Origin of the sequence: Paenibacillus sp. UASWS1643 (genome assembly GCF_008693195.1) — a bacterium.
In the GTDB taxonomy this organism is placed as follows: domain Bacteria; phylum Bacillota; class Bacilli; order Paenibacillales; family Paenibacillaceae; genus Paenibacillus; species Paenibacillus amylolyticus_B.
Map to the genome: position 1 here is coordinate 19284 of NZ_VXKZ01000090.1, position 16308 is coordinate 35591.

17 protein-coding genes are annotated in these 16308 nt (G+C 41.6%); 11 read left to right on the plus strand and 6 right to left on the minus strand.

What is annotated here, in order from left to right:
* Nucleotides 1-58 precede the first annotated feature (58 nt).
* The 4 genes from FE296_RS02920 to FE296_RS02935 all read left to right on the plus strand — a co-directional run bounded on the left by FE296_RS02920 (nt 59) and on the right by FE296_RS02935 (nt 3727).
* On the plus strand, nt 59-1144 hold the full coding sequence (locus FE296_RS02920) for an alkene reductase (protein WP_150364173.1): 1086 nt from the start codon (nt 59-61) through the stop codon (nt 1142-1144).
* A gap of 79 nt (nt 1145-1223) precedes the next feature.
* Entirely contained in the window at nt 1224-2222 is a 999-nt protein-coding gene (locus tag FE296_RS02925; RefSeq protein ID WP_150364209.1) for an NADP-dependent oxidoreductase, read from the plus strand.
* A 55-nt stretch (nt 2223-2277) separates the two neighbouring features.
* Nucleotides 2278-2856, plus strand: coding sequence for a TetR/AcrR family transcriptional regulator (locus FE296_RS02930; RefSeq protein WP_150364174.1), 579 nt, complete (start codon nt 2278-2280; stop codon nt 2854-2856).
* An 88-nt stretch (nt 2857-2944) separates the two neighbouring features.
* Nucleotides 2945-3727: an SDR family NAD(P)-dependent oxidoreductase gene (locus tag FE296_RS02935; RefSeq protein ID WP_150364175.1), complete on the plus strand. Its 783-nt coding sequence runs from the start codon at nt 2945-2947 to the stop codon at nt 3725-3727.
* An 18-nt stretch (nt 3728-3745) separates the two neighbouring features.
* Here the strand turns inward: FE296_RS02935 and FE296_RS02940 are convergent, their stop codons facing one another.
* The 5 genes from FE296_RS02940 to FE296_RS02960 are packed head-to-tail and all read right to left on the minus strand — an operon-like array spanning nt 3746 to nt 7328.
* Complete coding sequence (locus tag FE296_RS02940) at nt 3746-4345, minus strand: class I SAM-dependent methyltransferase (RefSeq protein WP_150364176.1); 600 nt, start codon at nt 4343-4345, stop codon at nt 3746-3748.
* Nucleotides 4346-4379: 34 nt separating this feature from the next.
* Complete coding sequence (locus tag FE296_RS02945) at nt 4380-5486, minus strand: sensor histidine kinase (protein WP_150364177.1); 1107 nt, start codon at nt 5484-5486, stop codon at nt 4380-4382.
* The gene (locus FE296_RS02950; RefSeq protein ID WP_150364178.1) at nt 5479-6159 is read right to left on the minus strand and encodes a response regulator transcription factor; all 681 of its coding nucleotides are present in this window, start codon (nt 6157-6159) and stop codon (nt 5479-5481) included. Before FE296_RS02950 ends, FE296_RS02945 begins: the two co-directional genes overlap by 8 nt.
* A gap of 57 nt (nt 6160-6216) precedes the next feature.
* Entirely contained in the window at nt 6217-6783 is a 567-nt protein-coding gene (locus FE296_RS02955; RefSeq protein ID WP_124117420.1) for a class I SAM-dependent methyltransferase, read from the minus strand.
* Between the two features lie 41 nt (nt 6784-6824).
* Complete coding sequence (locus FE296_RS02960) at nt 6825-7328, minus strand: DedA family protein (protein WP_124117421.1); 504 nt, start codon at nt 7326-7328, stop codon at nt 6825-6827.
* Nucleotides 7329-8188: 860 nt separating this feature from the next.
* Between FE296_RS02960 and FE296_RS02965 the strand changes: the two genes are divergently transcribed.
* Together FE296_RS02965 and FE296_RS02970 are read left to right on the plus strand one after the other, a co-directional pair.
* The gene (locus FE296_RS02965) at nt 8189-8776 is read left to right on the plus strand and encodes a sigma-70 family RNA polymerase sigma factor (protein WP_150364179.1); all 588 of its coding nucleotides are present in this window, start codon (nt 8189-8191) and stop codon (nt 8774-8776) included.
* Nucleotides 8763-9512, plus strand: coding sequence for a DUF3600 domain-containing protein (locus FE296_RS02970; protein ID WP_150364180.1), 750 nt, complete (start codon nt 8763-8765; stop codon nt 9510-9512). Before FE296_RS02965 ends, FE296_RS02970 begins: the two co-directional genes overlap by 14 nt.
* Nucleotides 9513-9586: 74 nt before the next feature.
* Here FE296_RS02970 and FE296_RS02975 read toward each other — a convergent pair whose 3' ends face one another.
* Complete coding sequence (locus tag FE296_RS02975) at nt 9587-10462, minus strand: AraC family transcriptional regulator (RefSeq protein ID WP_190945004.1); 876 nt, start codon at nt 10460-10462, stop codon at nt 9587-9589.
* A gap of 108 nt (nt 10463-10570) precedes the next feature.
* On the opposite strand from FE296_RS02975, the gene FE296_RS02980 reads away from it, so the two are divergent.
* The 5 genes from FE296_RS02980 (at nt 10571) to FE296_RS03000 (ending at nt 16307) form a co-directional block, all read left to right on the plus strand.
* Entirely contained in the window at nt 10571-11728 is a 1158-nt protein-coding gene (locus FE296_RS02980) for a Gfo/Idh/MocA family protein (protein WP_150364182.1), read from the plus strand.
* Nucleotides 11729-12203: 475 nt separating this feature from the next.
* A complete protein-coding gene (locus tag FE296_RS02985) occupies nt 12204-13268 on the plus strand; it encodes a nucleotidyl cyclase domain-containing protein (RefSeq protein ID WP_150364183.1) in 1065 nt (354 codons plus the stop codon).
* 14 nt (nt 13269-13282) lie between these two features.
* Nucleotides 13283-14542: a hypothetical protein gene (locus FE296_RS02990; protein WP_150364184.1), complete on the plus strand. Its 1260-nt coding sequence runs from the start codon at nt 13283-13285 to the stop codon at nt 14540-14542.
* A gap of 32 nt (nt 14543-14574) precedes the next feature.
* On the plus strand, nt 14575-15609 hold the full coding sequence (locus tag FE296_RS02995) for an SAF domain-containing protein (RefSeq protein ID WP_150364185.1): 1035 nt from the start codon (nt 14575-14577) through the stop codon (nt 15607-15609).
* Nucleotides 15610-15623: 14 nt separating this feature from the next.
* On the plus strand, nt 15624-16307 hold the full coding sequence (locus tag FE296_RS03000) for a hypothetical protein (RefSeq protein ID WP_150364186.1): 684 nt from the start codon (nt 15624-15626) through the stop codon (nt 16305-16307).
* Nucleotide 16308 lies beyond the last annotated feature (1 nt).

Consider the following 16308-nt stretch of genomic DNA (forward strand, 5'->3'; position numbering starts at 1 on the left):
CAGCAAAATCCAGAGGATACATTTACAAAATCTCAAATAAGAAGAGGAGTACATTCAATTGGAAAAGATGTGGAGTAAAACAAAGATTGGCAACATGGAATTGCCTCATCGACTAGCGATGGCACCTATGACACGCAGTCGAGCACAAGAAGATGGTACACCTGGAGAGTTGGCGGCACTTTATTATGCTCAGCGTGCAACGATGGGACTTCTGATTACGGAAGGAACACAACCTTCCGATGATGGACAGGGATACTTGTGGTCACCTGGCATCTACACCGATAAGCATATTGAAGGATGGAAAAAGGTAACGGATGCGGTGCATGAAGCTGGCGGATATGTTTACATCCAATTAATGCATGCGGGTCGCATGTCACATCCGGACAATACCCCGCATCATCGCCAACCGGTTGCTCCATCTGCAATCGCACCGGGTGTAGAAATGTTTACGGCTACAGGGATGCAGGATATCCCCGTTCCCCGGGAATTGAGTCAGGAGGATATTCAAACGACCATTGCCGATTTCCGAAAAGCAGCTGCCGCAACGATCGAAGCAGGGGCGGATGGCGTTGAGATTCATGGGGCCAACGGATACTTGATCAATCAATTCTTGGGAGAGAATTCAAATACACGGATAGATGAGTATGGCGGGTCTATTGAAAATCGTGCTCGCTTTACAATTGAAGTAACCAAAGCCATCGTGGAGGAAATAGGTGCAGAACGGACAGGCTTCCGTATCTCACCAGGCACACCGCTGGGTGGAATTCAAGATGGCGAACAAGGCCCTGAACTCTATCGCTATCTTGTAGAAGAATTGGCTCAATTGGATTTGGCTTACCTTCATGTTATGCATCTTGGAGATGAGAACCTGTTGCAAGACATTCGTTCGATCTGGCAAAATCCACTGTTGGTCAATCGGGCTGGAAGAACGTTGGATGATCTCAGTGTCGATTTAGATCGTGGTCTCGCTGATGTGGTACCTGTAGGTGTATGGTCCTTAGCTAATCCAGATTTGGTGGAACGACTTCAACAAGGTGCGCCACTGAATGAAGCAGATCCGACAACCTTCTTTGGATTGGGAAGTAAAGGCTACACGGATTATCCTACGTTGGAAGAATTAAAGTCGCAAGAGGGGCAACACTAGCACCAACCATGGAGCATGGCGTACAACGGAACATTGCGCGCCATGTTCCTAGTCTTTAAGCAAAGGAAGAGGATAAATGATGAGAGCAGCTCAAATACAGAAATACTCTAAAAAAATCCAAGTGGAAATCAATGATATTGGGCTACCTCAGATCCAGAGCCGTGAGGTCCTTGTCAAAGTGAAAGCTGCGGGTGTAAATCCACTGGATATCTTGAATATGAATGGCAGTGTTCGGATGATTGCCGACTATAAGTTACCTTTAACTCTAGGGAATGAACTATCGGGTGTCATTGAAGCCGTTGGTGATGATGTTTTGAATTTTAAAGTGGGTGATAAGGTGTATACCAGGTTGCCACTGAATAAAATTGGTGCTTTTGCTGAATATGCAGCTGTACATGAGGATGCCTTATCCATTATGCCTGAAAATCTATCTTTTATCGAAGCTGCGGCTGTCCCCCTTACTGCCCTGACCGCGTATCAAGCATTGCATGATGTACTCCGAGCTGAACCGAATAAAAAGTTGTTTATTCCTGGCGGAACCGGTGGATTTGGTGCAATGGCCATCCCGATTGCCAAGTCCATGGGATTAACGGTTATCACTAGTGGCAGTGAAAGGGGCAGAGCACGTAGTTTATCCATTGGAGCAGATCAATTCATTGATTATAAGACCGAGCAGTATGCTGATATTCTGTCCGATATCGATTATGTCATTGATACCTTGGGTGCGGATGAGATCAAAGCTGAACTGAGCATTTTGAAACCACAGGGGAAATTAGTCTCTTTGAAGGCAGGACCCAATTATCGCTTTGCAGTGGACAGTCAATTCCCGTTGTGGAAAAGATCATTGTTTGGTCTCGTAGGTGCACGCTTGGATTCAATGGCACGTAAGACTGATACTGAATACCGTTTTTTATTTGTACACTCCAGTGGGATTCAATTGCAAGAAATCACAGCTCTTGTAGAAAAAGAAGACATTAAACCTTCGATCGATTCTACGTATACGTTTGAGGACATTGAAAAGGCATTGATTAAAGTATCAACGGGTCACTCCCAGGGCAAAGTCATTCTTACCTTTTAAAGGTCCAACGAGAGCATGTTATTCAATGTTCGTTTTCTGAACAGGAGGGAAGGCAATGGCGAGAAGCAAAGAGTTCGAAGAGTGTGTTGTACTGGATAAAGCGATGAGACTTTTTTGGGAACAAGGCTATGAGAAGACGTCGATGACGGATCTGGTTAATCATATGGGAATTCATCGTAAAAGCTTGTATGACACATTTGGTGACAAACACACCTTATTTCTAAAGTCAGTAGATCTGTATGATCACAAAATCAGCTCTGCCCTTGCAGCAGGCGTAAAGCGTTCTCAAACAGCAACGGAAGCACTTCAGTTTATATTTCTTTCTTTAATTCATGGAGAAGAATCTCCAGCATCAGGCTGCTTCATTGTTAATTCGACGGTAGAATTGGCGGCACGCGATGAAGACATGAACAACCGATCAACGGAGATGTTTGCAAATACGGAGAAACTAATCAAGGACATTATGGTGTGGGGACAGCAGGAAGGTGAATTCACAACCGAGTACAACGCCGAAGTATTGGCGGAATATCTGCATAATGTAGGCGTTGGGTTAAGGGTGATGGCCAAGACTTCGATGACCAAGGAAAAACTTCTTCGTATAGCGACGCTATCCATGGATCTTATAATAAAGTAGTTTATTTTTTTTACTTTAAAAGAATGTTCGTTCTAATATGGGTGTTCCAGATGAAATATATTTATAGAAAAGAGAGGCAGGTAACGATATGAGAAAGACAGTTCTAATCACAGGGGTATCGGGTGGGATTGGTAAAGAGTTAGCAGATCGGTTTGCCAAAGGTGGACATCATATTGTGCTGGTAGCACGAAGCGAGGGTAAAATACAGGAACTAGCTCAGGAGTATCAGAAAAAGTATGGCATTCAGGCGACGGTTATTGCCAAAGATGTAGCGGCACCAGGGGTACCACAGGAGATTTATAATGAACTGAAGGAAAAGGGCATTGTTGTTGACTATCTTGTCAACAATGCAGGTTTCGGTCTGTTCGGGACGTTTATGGAAACGGATATGGAACAAGAAGTTAATATGATTGACGTGAATATCAAGGCTTTAACCGTCATGACAAAGCTATTCTTGCCGGATATGATACAACGTGGACACGGCGGTGTGATGAATGTGGCTTCGTTGGTAGGTTTTTTCCCTGGACCGATGATGTCGGTATATTATGCAACAAAGGCATATGTGCTATCGTTCACTGAGGCTTTGGAGAATGAAGTAAACGGTGCTGGTGTTACGGTGACAGCACTGTGCCCAGGCCTAACATCCACCGGGTTTGTTGATCGCTCGGGCATGGGTGTCTCGAAGATGTTGCAGGGCCCGATCATGGAAGCCGGACAGGTGGCCGAAGAAGGGTATCAAGGCTTTTTGCGTGGCAAGACGTTAATTATGCCTGGTGCTCGAAACCGATTCATCGCGTTTATGCCGCGGTTGTTGCCGCGTAAGATGATGACTCGCATGATTAGATCCTCACAGGACAAGACAGGACATTAAACATTTATAGAGGATAAATCATATCTTCCCCCATTCGCTCGTTTCACTGTCTCCTTCATCTTGTCTTTTAAGACAAACATACAAAAAAACAGGAGGAAAGCAGAAAGGCACAAATTGAATTTTCTCCATCTCAAATAACTCAGCTAATTGTTTCCTCATATGAAGTGAGTACTGGTACAAGACTAATGTGCCTCCAGGTCGGAGCGCTGTATGGATCTGTGACAGGATGTTTTGTCTCATTTCTCTGGAAAAATTAAAAAAGGGCAGTCCGCAAATGATACTATCCAACTGTTGCACATGTTCTTGATTGATTCTTTTCAACAGATAGGATGCATTCGAATGGAACATGAATTCAGGATATGTTTTCTTCAGATTACTTCTCATTTTGGGGTCTCTTTCAAATAAAAACACGGTTGCCGAGTTCGGTAAATGTGCTCTCATGAGACGTGTGACAGCACCTGTTCCTGGCCCCAGCTCAGCAATGGTTCTAACCTCATCCCATCGTACAGACTGGACGATTTTATAGGCTAGAAATTTGGAACTGGGCAGGACACTGCCTACTCGTTTGGGATTCCTCAGAAATCCTTGCAGGAAAAGAAAGGGTTCGGGTGTTTTCATCGTGGTATCCTCCATGGTTGAATTCATTGATGTTTCACTGGATGTTAGAAGGCAAGCTTAGTTGGAATATAAATACGTTACGCGTATGTTCTAGTGTTAGAGTCCCCTGATGTAACTCCGCAATGTTTCTCGCAATAGAAAGTCCCAGACCAGATCCTGATTGAATACCTTCGCTATTCCTCGAATAATCCACCTTATAAAAGCGATCAAACAGTCTGTTTTTTTGTTCTATCGTTAGGGGCATTCCTTTATTCTCTACTTCAATGGTAACGTGATTATGCCGCACACTCATCTGAACATGAATCGTACCCGGTTTAAAGGAATACTTCAGTGCATTCATGAGAAGGTTGTCGATGGCGCGTGCAATCTTATCACTATCCAGAGAGACCATAATCGGAGCCTCACCGAGTTTTTTTTCAATACGAATCCCATGTTCCTGAGCTAAAGGTTCGAATTCAAACAACAATTGATCCAATAGCTGACATAGGTCAACCTTTTTCCAATCCAATTGGGTGTTCACTGCGTTAAGACGTGTATATTCAAATAAATCATCAAGTAACTTCTTTAAATGCGTTGCTTTGTTATGGGTGTTCTGAATGAAGCGCTCATACTCTGCTTTATCTTGAAAGGATTCTGTTCTGAGTAGCTCAATATACCCGATTATGCTGGTAAGCGGTGTGCGCAGGTCATGAGAGATCCCCGTAATCATGTCCATTTTGGATTTCTCCAGTTCGCGCTCCTTGATGATCTGCATCTGTAACTGTTCAGTCATGTGATTAATGTTGGAAGCGACTCGGCCAAGTTCATCTTGTCGAACTACAGGAACCCTGTAGTTTAAATTACCTTCAGATATGATATGAAGCCCTTGCTCCAGTGAAATGATGTCTCTTACAATTTTTCGTGTGGAACCCAAAAAAGTAAGCGTAAAGATTAAGATAAATATAGGTGTCAGAATATAAGGGAAGTAGTTGAGAATCCAGTTCCACTCCAAACCTTCACTGATTTTTGCCACAATCGTAATAAGGATATTATTGATAATCACTGATCCGACAATTGAAATTACAAAACTGATCACCATTCGATTGAGGATATGGATCTGTATTTTTTTCGTTTGCTTGGATTGCTGTAATCGTTCAATCAATTTTATATCCCACTCCCCATACCGTTTTAATGTAACGAGGTTCGCGCGGATTTACTTCCAATTTCTCTCGCAGGTTACGAATATGAACCATCACCGTATTATCCGAATACCCGTAAGGTTCTTTCCATACGGTTTCGTAAATTTTCTCGGAGCTAAATACTTGTCCAGGATGGCTGGCAAGCAGCACCAGAATGGAAAACTCCAGTGGTGTAAGTGAAATGTCATTATCTTTGAGCTTCACAGAATGTTTACTCGTATCAATGACAAGGTCTTTAATTAGGATAAGTGAATCAAATTCAGCTTTGCCAATGAGTGTTTGACGTCGTAACTGAGCTTTAACGCGAGCCAGTAATTCTAACGGGTTAAACGGTTTGACCATGTAATCGTCGGCCCCGGTAGTCAGGCCTGTAATTTTATCAATGTCTTCTTCCTTGGCGGATAACATAATAATGGGAGTGGTCGATACTTCTCTTATTTTGAAGCAGGCTTTGATGCCGTCCATAATGGGCATCATGACGTCCAATATGACGAGTTGGACCGATGTTGTATTGATAATAGTTAGCGCTTCTTCACCATTGGCTGCTTCAATGACCTGATATCCTTCGTTACGTAAATAGACATGAATGACATCACGGATATCGGGTTCATCATCAACAACGAGAACGGTACTCATGGTTCAACACTCCTTAAAAATTAGGATAACATCAGTGTAAACGATAGTCAGGAATGTTTAAATTGTTTCCTTTTTGCGACAGACATAAACGAACGCAGGTGGGATATTCAAAGGCACTAATTCTATTTTTTCGATGATAAAGTGCTCCGATAATGTTCTTTTCATTTGAAGTGAATATTGAAAGGCGATGAATAACCCTCCAGGTTTGAGTGCCTTATGGATCTGGTCTACCAACGTATTTCTTAATTCAGGCTCAAAGTTGAAGAAGGGCAACCCGCTAAAAATGTAATCCAATTGCTGAACGCCCTCTTGATTCATAGATTCTACCAATCGAGCGGCGTCTGGATAACAAGAGAACTCCGGGTATGCCGTCTTAAGAGTATTCCTCATCGTTTCGTTCATCTCAAACAATAGGACTTTGGTGGAATCCTGTACTTGTTGATGAATATAGCGAGTGATAGGACCTGTACCCGATCCAAGCTCGGCGACTGCTTTTGCCTCTAGCCAAGAGGCTTGCTTCACCATTTTGCTGGCGAGAAACCGGGAACTGGGTATGATACTGCCGACATGTTTAGGGCTTTGTAGAAAGCTTCTCAAAAATAAAACAGGTTCATTGGAATTCATAGGGGTCCCTCCATAATGTGATGTTATGTTATCCAAACCAGTTAGAAATGTAATAAATGAAGCGTCGATAGTATGGGGCCGCCGAAGTAAATTCCCGCTGTAAAATACGTAATGGTCCATAACAAAGCACTGGAATAGGAGATAATAACAAATTTTCTATACTGGACGCCGCTCAGTCCAATGACCAAAGGGAGAACATACCGCACGATTGGAATGAACAAACCGATGCACATCGCCCAATTGCCACTCTTATTCAGGATGAGTTCGGCCTTGACGAAGTGTTTATGATGTTGAAATCTGTGCTTTATCTTGGTTCCAAATAACTTCCCTGCTAAATAAGCAAAGGTAATGGCCGTTAATAGTCCCGATAAAATACAGAAATATGTGATCCACGAATTGATAACTCCTGTGTGGCTCAAAATGGCACCGCTGATAATCGTGATCTCATTCGGAATTGGAATGCCGAAAGGCCCTAATGAGAAGGCAAAATAAAAAATCAGATATCCATACTGATGTAGTAGCTCTAAGATCGTATTACTGATCATTGTTTTGCCTCCTCTCTTGTTGATATAGCAATCTTAATGAAAAAAACTAAGGAATTAATAAGCATAAATCTGAAGAAAATCTAAAGAATACATAAGCAAAGCCAAACACTTACGTTCAAGAGAAAAAAGCCTTGCCAACTTAATGGCAAGACTTGAACAGGTAGAACTATTCAGGAGCGGTGATCAAGTGATATGAATTTCTGAATATCAAATAAAGTTTGTCTCAAAAAGGAACGTATAAGCAAGCTCGAGTTGATTACCTATATCTTTATCTGCAAGGAAGAGGATGAGCATAAAAGAAGAGTCGAGACGTCATAATGACGACTCAGCTCTTTTTTATGTCCCAGGGGATCAGACTTCTTTGAAATCAGTTTATTGTAGAAAGTAGAACCATCTGAATTTGGCACCGGCAACAAAAAACAAAACAATCCATCCCCATAGAAACAACAAACGTAAAGGTCGTGGAATCAGGAGATATTCTGAGTACAATTTGCTGAAAAAATTCATTACAGTAGTGACCACCCCTGCTAAGTTACTCCCTTATATTCGCTTTCGAAAGAAAAAGAGATGGTAAGATAACCAAGATCCCAATAAGTCTGTATACCGTGGCGTAGGGCTCAAGGTTTGTTCTGGCGATTATAAATCCGACGATCGATATAGATAATATCAAAAGACCAAAGGGGATCTTATAACTCAGATGCAGAACATCCAATTATATCAAAATTAGGTATATTATATCATGATAAACACCAGAGGACACTTTTGTATCAGATTCAGCCATACCTACTCATTCAATAAATAAATCGAACGATATGATGCTGGCATGCCAATATATAGTGTAAGGAGGAGGGGGATGGATAATGAGTGAGCAAGATGAGTACATAAAACTTGTAACGTTAATACGGGCGGGGCATGAAGAAGCATATGGAGAATTATATGAGAAAACAGTGACGAGGATATATCACACTGTGCGATTTCTCATCAAGGACAAGTCTGACGCGGAGGATGTAGTACAGGAGATTTACATTCAGGCGTATCGATCATTGGCGCGATATGATGCGGAGCGTGCTTTTCGTCCCTGGTTGATGGGGGTGACAATGCGACAGGTTCAGAGTTATCGACGCAAAAGATTGATGCAGTTTCGGTTTGGCAAGCGGATCGAGAAATCTGACGTTGGTATGGAATATGATTTTTCCACTGATCTGGTCAACAAACTGGCAAATCGTCCTCTGCTGGAACAGGTACACCGTTTGCCGTACAAGCTGCAGCAGGTGGTTACACTTCATTATTTGAATGAATACACGCAAGAGGAGATTGCTGGCATATTGGAGATTCCACTTGGAACCGTGAAATCGCGTATACATGCGGCGCTGGCGAAGTTGAGACAAAAAGAGAAGTTGAATCCAAGGTTGCGGGGAAAGGTGGAGGATTTGCATGAAACTCGATGAACAGTTGCGGACAGCCTACCAGGAAGAGACTAAAGAATGGTCCGTTCCTGCGAGAATTAAACATAAAATGATGGATGGTATTCGAAGTGATTCTCACATCAGAAGAAATCGAAAAAAATGGCTGGTCACGGGGCTCTTGGCTGCTGTACTCATTATTCCCACCGGAGCCTACGCAGGGTACACCTATCTGGCAGACGGAATATATGGTTCAGAGGAAAATATCGCTGCTATGGGAGGAACAGCTGAGGATTATATGAGGTTGGAAGCAAAGCTGCAGACGGCCAAGGCCCATTTAAGCGAAGAGGAATTTGTTCAATACATGGACTTGCTGAAGCAAATGGGGCAAATGGCCGTGAAGCATACTGATTCTCAAGGCAATATGCATCCAGAGCAGTGGAGTACAGTGGAGCAGGAACGATATAACCTTCTTGTAGCTGAGCTGGAACCGTTTTTTGAGAAGCTGGAAGCTGTGAGTGTGGGGTCCTCCAAAAAACTGATGGACGAGCAGCAATTTTGGACAGAACAGTTGGAACAGGCAGAGAAGACATTTACCAAGGAACAATATCGTGAGTTCAAGTCTGTCTATGAACAAATGAAGAAGTATGAAGCGATGATACTGTACAAGGATGGAAGTATCCATGAGGAACGCTTGTCAGCGGAACAGAAGGATGATTTAAGGCAGCTAGAGAGACGCCTAGTTCCCTATTTGAAACGGTTGGGGCTTGATGTACGGTGAAGCAAGTAAAACGGTTTGTACGAGAAGAAGCGGAGAAGTGAATTCTTTCGCTTCTTTCTTTATGTTGTGACCTGTTACTTCCTCCCCTGCACCTTCAGCCGATATTGATGCGGTGTAGAACCTGTGGCGTTACGGAATACTTTGCAAAAGTAGGAGGGGCTGGTCATACCGACACGGTGACCGATTTCGGGAACGGTGAGCGAGGAGCGAGTGAGCAGCACACAGGCATGACGAATGCGGGTAGCTTGAGCATAAGCAATGATGGTGGTGCCAGTCGCTTTTTTGAATACATGAGATAGATGATAGGGAGATAGATGAAGAGTATCTGCGATATGCTCCAAACGAAAAGGCTCTTGGTAATGCTGTTCAATCCACTGCATGATGGCTTCGGCATGAGGGTGAAGAACGTTTGCACTGGACGAGAGTACATCTTCGGAGCGGCGTTGCTGCCCGTCTTGCCACAGATAGCGAAGTTGTGCGAACAGATCCAATAAAAAGAGACGTGTATCCTCCTCTACTTCGTGGGGAGGCAGACCCGGATATGTATCGGCATATTGTTCCATTCGTTGAATGAGTGGGGAAGTGGTAGGAAGTTGGATCGGCTGAATCGGAGATTGCTCTCCCAGCAGGTCATGTATGAAACGGTGAGTCGTCATAAAATGCGACCAATGTGTCTTCAGTAGATCAAGCTCAACCATGAGTACAGTTCGAATGAAGGGCTGCTGTCTGGAGACCTGAATCTGGACGTGGTGCAATTGAAAAGGTCGAAAAATCATGAGCATACCGGGTTCAAGGGAGAAGACCTGACCTTCGGTTATCAACTGCCCGTATCCTTCGTGGATATAGGTTATCTCCAGCTGCGAATGAGCATGGAACACTTCGCGAAACGTAGTCTTGGAAGTACGACGACAAGCCAAGTTAAATTGTTCTCCCAGGATGATGGACATCATGAATACCTCCCTTATCATGCGCAAGATAGTTTCATTTTAGCACAAGATGAACGCATAAAAGCGCTTTATTATTGTGTATTGTGAAGGGAATAAGGGAGGTATGCAACGATGTTAAAAGTGGCGATTATCGGCGCAGGAGCAATTAGTGGAGCACATATCTCGGCATACTTGGCATTTCCTGAGCAATGTCAGATTGTGGCTGTGGTCGATATGTACGTGGATAAAGCACAGAAGCGAATGAACGAATATGGACTGGAAGGTGCACAAGTCGTTACGGATTATACGGAATTACTTACCCAAAACATTGATCTGGTATCCATCTGTACACCGCCATATACGCATGCTTCTATTGCATGTGATTTCATGCAGGCAGGTGCGCATGTATTGGTCGAAAAACCGATGGCATCTTCCTTGGAGGAAGCGGATCTGATGCTGAAAGTAGCGCAAGAAAGTGGCAGGCTACTATCTGTTGTAGCTCAGAATAGGTTTACGACACCGATGATGAAACTGAAAGGTGTTTTAGACAGTAAACAGATGGGCCCCATAGTACATGTGCAGGTTGATTCGTTCTGGTGGCGTGGGCACAATTATTATGATCTGTGGTGGCGCGGTACATGGGAAAAAGAAGGTGGAGGCTGTACCCTTAATCATGCGGTGCATCATATTGATGCCATGTTATGGATGATGGGACCTCCGATGGAATTGCAGGCCATGATGGCGAATACGGCGCATGATAATGCGGAAGTCGAGGATATATCCATGGCGATGCTCCGTTTTCAGGCAGGTGCGCTTGGCATGATTACCAGTTCGGTCGTACATCACGGAGAGGAGCAACAGTTAATTTTTCAGGGCAAGGAAGCCCGAGTGTCTGCACCTTGGAAAGTGGTTGCTTCTACCTCACGGAGTAACGGGTTTCCGGAATCAAATCGAGTATTGGAGCAACAGATTCAGAAGCTCGCTGACGAATTACCGGATGTTATCCATGTCGGTCACGCTGGGCAAGTTGAGAATGTGTTAAATGCTATTGAGACAGGTTCACCGCTACTGGTGGATGGGAATAGTGGACGGAATACACTTGAACTGATTGTAGGCATTTACAAATCGGCGAGTACCGGAGAAAAGGTTGTTTTTCCACTGAGGGCGGAAGACTCATTTTACACAAGAGAAGGAATCATGCAACATGCCGTACACTTTTATGAAAAAAAGACGGCGGTGGAGAACTTCGAGGATTCGGGTATTACACTCGGGAGCAAGTTGGATTCGTAATGCAAATTACTAGTAATTTTAGACTATTTAATCATTTATTTTGTGACAAGAGCAATATGAAAAACTATAGAACAAGTGGGTTAAATATCCAAGAAAACGCTGTTAGATCAATTGATCTGGCAGTTTTTTTGTTCAATACACACTTGAAAATTTCTTTTTTTAAAATACCGTTCAATTTAATTGGAAATGAAAAAGGAAATTCCGATTACAAAATAAATAATGTCTAGGACTATTGTGAAAATGGAGGACTATATTCTTAGGCACAATTGGTCATAAATAACAAAAATATGTTGTAAAATTGCTGAAATGAGTCTATTATTTAATTTGCTGTTACTTATTTATCCAAATCTTAGGTACTAAGAACCAAATTAGATAAGAAATTGATATAGTTTGAATTGGGAAAAATGATTGGTAAATTGGAATTGTAAAATTCATATAATTTCATAATTTTTAAGAAAATGGCTTGGAGGTATACATGGGGGATTTTGGAGAGTTAACAATTGGTTCTATGTTGTCTATTAATATTGTTTTATTTATCATTGGATTTTTAATGTACAGGAAATGGCGAAACCCAACATACTTAAAGTTTTTGGGAGCTTTTTCTTTAATGTTATTTGCAAATGTAGGTATGGCTCTAATGCCTCACAAGCTTATGTCTGCATATATGTTTTTCTTATCACTTTACTCAGCTGGAATGGTAATTGCTCAAATCGGGATATTTCGACTTTACTACAACAAACGAACAGACAAACTTTATGTACATTTAGGCGGAACTGCGGTTACTTTGATTACTGCCGCAATGTCTTTATTTTTACCCGTACAAATGAGTTCCTTTTTAGTGTTTCTTTCTGTAGTAGGTGTGACATTGTATACACTCGTTAAGATTTTTCCGGCTGTTGGGCTAAATCCACAGTATTTTATGGTAACGATCCTTTTTGCAATGCAGCTACTGTTGCATCTATCGAGTGCATTTACAGGTTATGAACTATTGGCAGAAATTAGTTTGATTTTGAGTGTTTTTGCTAGCTTCATAGTATTTACGATGATTTTTGAAAAGATTATTGGGGTTATGCAAGCTGCGACATACACATCAACACGGGATGAGGTAACAGGTTTATTCACGCAAAAACATTTTATTCACCAAGCTAATCAAGCTTTATCCAAAGGGAAGACAGTTGGGGTATTGTACATAGAAATTCAGAATCCAACCCACATTTCGGAAGAAGAGTCTTTTAAGAGAGCGGGAAGAGCCGTGGGAAGGATCTTGGAAGGTATTGGATTTGCTGGACGTTACCAAAGCGATGTCATTGTGGCTCTTATAACAAGTTCTAATTTGCCATTAGCAGAGCTGGCTAACTCCATGAGGATGAAAATTGATGTTGAAGCCTCAAGTACTGTACTGATTGGGTATATTGACACTAAGCCTGAATTTACACTGGATGACCATATCCGTGAGGCGAAAGAGGGCGCTGTTCGAACGAAGCAAAGTGGGCTTAATAGAATCTTTGATCTAGACCAAAGTAAAATTTTAGCGGATTAATGGAGGCAACCATAGTGAATGCGGTTATCATTTCCAGTAAAGCTTCTACGCTAGTGCATGAAGCCATAGGGAATACAGATGTTAGTTTTGAAAAAGTAGGTCGCTTTGAGAGTGGTCAGTTTATCGAATTTTGCGAAGCTGTAGCTAGAATTAACATCAATGCATTTATAACTGATCTAGACTGCACCGATTCGAATACTTTTCTACGTGGAATTAGTCAATATCGAACAGTGCGTTCAAATACTCGAATTATTGTCATTGCTCTTGATCGTTATGAGGATGACGGAGTCGTTCATGAATTGGCAGATATGGGGATCAACGTTGTTACAACCTCGCCAGGAACGAAGCCGAAGTCCATTATTCCAGCACTGCGCAATTTATTGCCAAATCCAGGCGAAGTAACTGGTAGTGGACAAGAGGATTGGGAATCCAATGATTCTGATCTTGAAAAAATAAAGGATCGCATTTATCGCTATACAGCGAAATTAACCTCTGCTGGCAGTTTTGACTCATCAGATGTTATGGATTTGGAACTTCCAGATGTGCCGATTCAAGAGAGAATAATTCTGAAAGATCGGATTATCGGAACCATTTTAGTTGCGGTTATGGGTGTTGAATCCAAAGTCGGTTCAACTCATCAGAGTATATTAATTGCAAACTATTTAAAACGTAAAGGCTACTCAGTAGGTTTAGTAGAGGCAAATAGTTCAAGTGACTTTACAAGTATTGAGAACGCATATGAAGGAACACAGGATTTCAAAAGCAATAACATTCACTTCTCTATAGAGGGCGTGGAGTATTACAAGAATAATAACAAATTGGATATTAACCATCTGATTACAGCAGGACATGACTACTTAATTTTAGATATCGGGAGCTTTGAAGAGAGTGACTGGAGTAAAGAGTTCTACAGAGCGAGTGTGAACATTGTGCTGGGTGCGGGTAGCGAATGGCGACAAGGGAAAATTAGAAGATTTAGAGATTTACATAAAAAAATGGATCAGTCTAATTGGGTTTATTGTGTACCATTTGTAGAAAATCTCAGTATCCAAGATATTCGAAAAGATCTTCCAGGGAATCTCGTATATCGAATTCCACCACATGCTGATCCCTATAAACATCAAGGAGATACAGACTCAGTATTAAACAAGTTGATGAAAAGTTACATGGGGGACTCTAAGAAGATATCTTCAAAAGCATTATTGTATGGTGTCCTCGGACTGTGCATCGTTATTATTATTGTTTTGATTATATTATTGGTCGTGAATAATTAAGTTTAATCATGTTGGATTGAGAGGAGTTCGTTATGTCTAAGATTCGTTTTAGGCAGAAGCAGTTGCTTCTGTCCGCTTCCATTGGGGGGGCGATCATTTTATTTGTTTGTGTTATCGCTGGTTATTTTATTATTGACTATATTCAAGGAAGATATGTTGAGCGAACACTTCAGATTGAGCAACAACTTCAAGATGCACAGAAGAAGTTGAATGAAGATAAGATGAAAGTGATCGTACTGAATGATGATCATAAGGCCGGAGATTTAATTACAGAAGATGACGTGAGTTCTCTAGTTGTACCGGTTAGTACGGTACCCCAAAATACAGTAGAGCAAGCAAAGATTGTAGGGAAAAGGATTAAGATTGATCTTCAGAAAAACTCTATTATCACCACACCAATGTTGTTTGAAGATGGAATAACACCAAATGACCTTAGAAACCAAGAGTTTAGTCTAGTACAGCTTCCTTTAAAGTTGAGAAAAGATGAATTTGTAGATGTTCGGATTCGTTTTGCAACAGGTCAGGATTACATAGTACTTTCTAAGAAAAAAGTAGAAGATTTAAACAATGGAACAATATGGTACAAAATGACTGAAAAAGAAATTTTGACGATGTCAAGTGCTATTGTGGATGCTTACATCAATGATGCCTCTATCTATGCATTAAGTTATGTCGATCCTTACATGCAAGATGGTGCAATCATCAACTATCCATCTAATCCTAAAGTATTGGATCTCATTGAATCTAATCCTAATATTGTTGGATTAGCAACCACGGCTCTCGAACGACAAGTAAGAGCAAAATTAGAACAAGATCTTCAGTCCATGAGTGATGAAGACAGACAAAAGTATATCAGTGGACGTAATACGACGGAGATGAACTCAAGGGAGTACATTACTGAGACAGAAGGACAGGGGAACGCAACAACATCCCAGCAAGATAATTCTCTGATGAATGAAAATCCAGCGGATATGAATCAGCAAAGTAATACTGGGAATGCACCAAATGCAACTTCAGAATCAGATGGTATGTTCAAAGATAGCAATACACGTGAACCTGCACAGTAAATAAGGAGACCGAGATGAAGCAAATACTTGTTATTGGGCACTATGATAAAACGGATTTTATGATGTACCTTGGTAAATTGTTGTCGATGGATCATCGGGTGCTGCTTGTAGATGCAACGCAAAATAAGGATTACGAATACGTATTCCCTAAAATTGATCAATCTCTCACGATGAACACTCATGATCAATTTGATGTTATGGAAGATGTCCACTCGTATGAGGGACTGATGCGTAATTTGGAAGAACAGAAATATGATTTTGTACTCATAGATTGTAATGACGAGGCTTCGTTGGTTGATTGGCCAGAAGTGGATTTTGTTTATGTTGTGACTTCCTATGAGAATCCTGTTATTCAGAAAAACGTTAATCTTATTCGCGCTTACTTCCAGGGAGAAAAGTTATCCTCTGTTAACATTCCATTAACGAAAGTTATTTATGAGGTTAGTAATCATCTGGACGAAAAATATATGGATAGTCTGCTGGATGAACTACCTTTATCGTGGAAAGAAAGTCTTGTTTATTATCCTGATGAACGTGATCAGACACTGAAGATTATTAATCAATATAAAAATACAGTCATGGTCAAACGTATGTCCAGTTCATACAAGCTAGTCATTAAACAGGTGATAGAGTTCATCCTTGGGTTGGAAACGTCAAAAGTTAACGCACTATGGAAGCGGGCCGAAAGGAGTAATTAAC

Coding starts and splice junctions, on each gene's coding strand:
- FE296_RS02925 (WP_150364209.1), top strand. CDS start 1,224: ATGAGAGCAGCTCAAATACAGAAATACTCTAAAAAAATCCAAGTGGAA.
- FE296_RS02930 (WP_150364174.1), top strand. CDS start 2,278: ATGGCGAGAAGCAAAGAGTTCGAAGAGTGTGTTGTACTGGATAAAGCG.
- FE296_RS02935 (WP_150364175.1), top strand. CDS start 2,945: ATGAGAAAGACAGTTCTAATCACAGGGGTATCGGGTGGGATTGGTAAA.
- FE296_RS02940 (WP_150364176.1), bottom strand. CDS start 4,345: ATGAAAACACCCGAACCCTTTCTTTTCCTGCAAGGATTTCTGAGGAAT.
- FE296_RS02950 (WP_150364178.1), bottom strand. CDS start 6,159: ATGAGTACCGTTCTCGTTGTTGATGATGAACCCGATATCCGTGATGTC.
- FE296_RS02955 (WP_124117420.1), bottom strand. CDS start 6,783: ATGAATTCCAATGAACCTGTTTTATTTTTGAGAAGCTTTCTACAAAGC.
- FE296_RS02960 (WP_124117421.1), bottom strand. CDS start 7,328: ATGATCAGTAATACGATCTTAGAGCTACTACATCAGTATGGATATCTG.
- FE296_RS02965 (WP_150364179.1), top strand. CDS start 8,189: ATGAGTGAGCAAGATGAGTACATAAAACTTGTAACGTTAATACGGGCG.
- FE296_RS02970 (WP_150364180.1), top strand. CDS start 8,763: ATGAAACTCGATGAACAGTTGCGGACAGCCTACCAGGAAGAGACTAAA.
- FE296_RS02975 (WP_190945004.1), bottom strand. CDS start 10,462: ATGATGTCCATCATCCTGGGAGAACAATTTAACTTGGCTTGTCGTCGT.
- FE296_RS02980 (WP_150364182.1), top strand. CDS start 10,571: ATGTTAAAAGTGGCGATTATCGGCGCAGGAGCAATTAGTGGAGCACAT.
- FE296_RS02985 (WP_150364183.1), top strand. CDS start 12,204: ATGGGGGATTTTGGAGAGTTAACAATTGGTTCTATGTTGTCTATTAAT.
- FE296_RS02995 (WP_150364185.1), top strand. CDS start 14,575: ATGTCTAAGATTCGTTTTAGGCAGAAGCAGTTGCTTCTGTCCGCTTCC.
- FE296_RS03000 (WP_150364186.1), top strand. CDS start 15,624: ATGAAGCAAATACTTGTTATTGGGCACTATGATAAAACGGATTTTATG.